The sequence below is a fragment of the Micromonospora sp. NPDC002411 genome, from assembly GCF_053592955.1.
Genome location: NZ_JBSFBM010000450.1, coordinates 1 through 4539, shown reverse-complemented (window position 1 = coordinate 4539; position 4539 = coordinate 1). Strand labels below are relative to the sequence as shown.

Annotated in this window: 1 protein-coding gene; it reads left to right on the top strand. The window is 72.5% G+C overall.

The features are described from left to right. Window positions 1–297: 297 nt before the first annotated feature. The coding region (locus ACWCO3_RS31920; protein ID WP_450013608.1) for an ATP-binding protein at window positions 298–4539 on the top strand (4242 nt) is incomplete at its 3' end.

The window sequence follows — 4539 nt, the reverse complement described above, 5'->3', positions numbered from 1 at the left end:
GGCGAAGCTAGGGCCTGTGTCGAAGTCCTCGGTCGAGCCGAGGCGGAGTCCGGGCGGCGGTCCGGCAAGGCGGATATTCGTTCGGATACCGGTGTTGTATTCGGGCGAATATCCAACGCGGCCGGTCGTCGTCCGGGCCCGCCGCAGGCCGGCCAAGGGCTTCGACACAGGCCCTAGGGGTGTTGGCTGCTCCCGGAGGCGGGCTACGGTCCGGCCGTGACCGTACCGCGATGCGCGCGCGGGTCACTCGGAATCGTCGTCTGTCGAAGCGTCGGACGACGGGGGAGGGGTCGACCGGTGTTCAGGCGTATCGCGATCATCAATCGGGGCGAGGCCGCGATGCGGCTGATCCATGCCGTACGGGACCTGTCCGCGGAGTCGGGCGACCAGGTCGAGACCGTCGCCCTCTACACCGACGAGGACCGGACGGCGACCTTCGTCCGAGCGGCCGACGTGACGTACCCGTTGGGCGCCGCGGCCACCCGCCCCTACCTCAACCACGAGCTGCTGGAACGCGCCCTGGTCGAGACCGGCGCCGACGCGGCCTGGGTCGGTTGGGGCTTCGTCGCGGAGGATCCGGCGTTCGCCGAGCTGTGCGAGCGGATCGGCGTGACGTTCGTCGGACCGAGCGCGGAGGCGATGCGCAAGCTCGGCGACAAGATCGGCTCGAAGCTGATCGCCGAGGAGGTCGGCGTGCCGGTCGCCCCGTGGAGCCGGGGCGAGGTCGCCACCCTGCAGGACGCCCTGCGCGCGGGCGAACAGATCGGCTATCCACTCATGCTCAAGGCGACCGCCGGCGGTGGTGGGCGTGGCATCCGGCGGGTCGACTCGGCGGAGGACCTCACCGACGCCTACGAGCGGACCAGCCAGGAGGCGCTGCGGGCCTTCGGCTCAGGCGTCGTCTTCCTGGAACGCCTCGTCACCGGTGCCCGGCACGTCGAGGTGCAGATGATCGCCGACGGGCAGGGCGGCGCCTGGGCGCTCGGCGTACGGGACTGCTCGGTGCAGCGTCGCAACCAGAAGATCATCGAGGAGTCCGCGTCGCCGGTGCTGGCGGCGGAACAGGTCGCCGAGGTGAAGGCTGCGGCGGTGCGGCTCGCGCTGGCGGTCGGCTACCGGGGAGCCGGCACTGTCGAGTTCCTGTACCACCCGGCTCAGAAGCTCTTCGCGTTCCTGGAGGTCAACACGCGCCTGCAGGTCGAGCACCCGATTACCGAGATCACCACCGGCACCGACCTGGTCAAACTCCAGCTGCACGTGGCCGGCGGTGGCCGCCTCGACGGCGCGACGCCGGTCGAGGCCGGTCACGCGGTGGAGGCCCGCCTGAACGCCGAGGACCCGGACCGCGACTTCGCGCCCTCCCCCGGCAGGATCGTCCGGCTCGCGCTACCGGCCGGCCCGGGCATCCGGGTGGACACGGGCGTCAGCGAAGGCGACAGCATCCCGGCGGCCTTCGACTCGATGATCGCCAAGATCATCGCGTACGGCCGGGACCGCGACGAAGCCCTCGGCCGCCTGCGCCGGGCCATGGCCGAGACGACGGTCATCATCGAGGGCGGCGCCACCAACAAGAGCTTCGTCCTGGACCTGCTCGACCAGTCCGAGGTGATCGACGGCTCCGCCGACACCGGCTGGATCGACCGGGTCCGCGCCGAGGGTCGCCTGGTCACCCACCGCCACTCCGCGCTCGCTCTCGCCGCGGCCGCCATCGAGGCCTACCAGGACGAGGAGGAGGTCAGCCGGCAACGCCTGTTCACCACCGCGCACGGAGGCCGGCCGCAGGCGCAGCACGAGACCGGGCGCCCGCTCGACCTCAAGCTGCGCGGCGTCGGCTACCGGGTCGCGGTGTCCCGGGTGAGCCGCGAGCGGTTCCGCGTCGGTCTGTCGGCGGGCGGCGACGTCCACCGCCTGGACGTGCAGATGCAGCGGTTCGACGAGCACCGGGGGCAGATGCTGGTCAACGGGGAGCGTTTCCGGTTGGTGACCGCCACCCACGGGCCGATCCACACTGTCGAGGTCGACGGCGTCACCCACCGGGTCAGCAGGGACGAGGGCGGCGTGGTCCGCTCCCCCGCACCCGCCCTCGTCGTCGCCACTCCCCTCGCCGCCGGTGACGAGGTCGAGGCGGGCGCACCCATCCTCGTGCTGGAGAGCATGAAGATGGAGAACGTGCTCCGGGCCCCCTTCCGCGCCCGGGTACGCGAGTGCCCGGTCTCGGTCGGCAGCCAGGTCGAGACCGGCACCCCCCTGATGCGCCTCGAACCGCTGGCCGACGCCGCCGAGGAGACGTCGGGCGCGGCCGAGACCGTCGAGATCGACCTGCCGCCGGCCCCGGCCGGGCCGTCGGCGACGCAGGCCCTGGACGATCTGCGCGCCCTCCTGCTCGGCTACGACGTCGGTCCGGGCGAGATCACGCCCCACCCCGTCGCGGGTACCGGGTCGCCGACCGTCCCGCTCGACCTCCTGACGATCTTCGCGAACCTGGCGGAGCTGGCCCGCAACAAGCCGCGTCACGCCGCCGACGCCCAGCCGGGCAGCGCCGTGCACACCCCGCGCGAGTTCCTCCACAGCTACCTGCAGAGCCTCGACGTCGAACGGGCCGGCGTCTCCGCCACCTTCGTGGTACGCCTCGAACGGGTCCTCGCCCACTACGGCGTGACCAGCCTCGACCGGACACCGGAGCTGGAGGACGCCGTCTTCCGGATCTTCCTGGCCCAACAACGCATGGCCGCCGCGGTGCCGGTCGTCTCCGAGGTGCTGCGCCACCTGCTCGCGGGACCGGCGCCCGCCGGCGACCACCGCGAACCCGCCGGGATCGTCCTCGAACGACTGGTCGAGGCCACCCAGGTCCGCTTCCCCGCGATCGCCGACCTGGCCCGCGGTCTGGTGTTCCGCTGGTACGCCCAGCCCCTGCTGCGCCGCACCCGCGCCGAGGACTACGCCGAGGTCCGCGCCGACCTGCGACACCTCGACCGGCACCCGGACGCCCCGGACCGGGCCGAGCGCGTGCAACGGATGGTCGCCTGCCGGCAGCCCCTCGTACGGATCATCGGCCAGCGCATCCGACGCGGGGGCGACACCGAGCACGGCCCCCTGCTGGAGGTGCTGACCCGGCGCTACTACGGCAACCGGGGGCTGCGGGCCGTCACCGCGCGAGGCGGCTTCGTCACCGCCCAGCACGGCGCCACGCACATCGTGGCGGGCGCCACCGACATCCCCGGTCTCCCCGAAACCCTCACCGCACTCGCCGAGCTGGCCGCCGACGCCCCGGCCGGGCTGGTCGCGGACCTCTACGTCGCGCTGGGCGACCAACCCGACGACGACGACGCGATCGCCGTACGGCTCGGGAAGCTCTTCGCGGACCACCCGCTGCCCTCGACCGTCGAGCGGGTGACCGCCACCGTGGCCAGCTCCACCGGCTCGGTCATGCACCACTACTTCACGTTCCGGCCCGGCGAGAGCGGCTTCACCGAGGACCGGCTGATCCGGGGCCTGCACCCGCAGATCGCCCAACGCCTGCAACTGGAACGGCTCCGCGAGTTCGACCTGACCCGACTGTCCTCGGCCGACGAGGAGATCTACCTCTTCAAGGCCGTGGCACGCAGCAACCCGGCCGACGAACGGCTGATCGCCATGGGCCAGATCCGCGACCTGACCCCGCTGCGGGAGACCGACGGACGGCTGGTGGCGCTGCCCGCCCTGGAGGAGGCCACCACCCTTGCCCTGGACGCGATCCGCGACATCCAGGCGCGGCGCCCGCAGGACAAGCGCTTCGACACCAACCGGATCCTGATGTACGTCTGGCCGCCCACCAACCTGTCGCGCGACGAGCTGAACGCGCTGGTCCAGCGGATCCTGCCGACGACGGTCGGGGCCGGGCTGGAGGAGGTGCAGTTCATCGCCCGCCAGCCGCGCGCGGCCGGGGACGTGGCGGTGACGATCACAGTGGATCCGGGCAGCGGTGCCCGGCTGCACGTGGGCGCGCCGTCCACCGACGCGGTGCGCCCGTTGGACGACTACCGGCAGAAGGTGCTGCGCGCCGCGCGCCGGGGCACGACCTACCCGTACGAGCTGACCGGGCTGCTCGGCCGATTCACCGAGTACGACCTCGACCCGTCCGGGACGCTCGTGCCGGTCGACCGGCCGAAGGGGAGGAACTCGGCGGCCATCGTCGCCGGCGTGGTGACCACCCCGACCGAGCGGTACCCGGAGGGAATCACCCGTGTGGTGCTGCTCGGCGATCCGACGAAGTCGCTGGGCGCGCTCTCCGAACCCGAGTGCGCCCGCGTCATCGCCGCCCTCGACCTCGCCGAGCACCTGCGGGTGCCCCTCGAATGGTTCGCGCTGTCGGCCGGCGCCCGCATCTCGATGAGTTCCGGGACCGAGAACATGGACTGGGTGGCCGCCGCGCTCAAGCGCGTCGTGACCTTCACCCAGACCGGCGGTGAGATCAACATCGTGGTGGCCGGCATCAACGTGGGCGCCACTTCCAGGAATCCGCCGTCGACGTCGACACCGCCGGGGGCGGTGTGCCCCAGG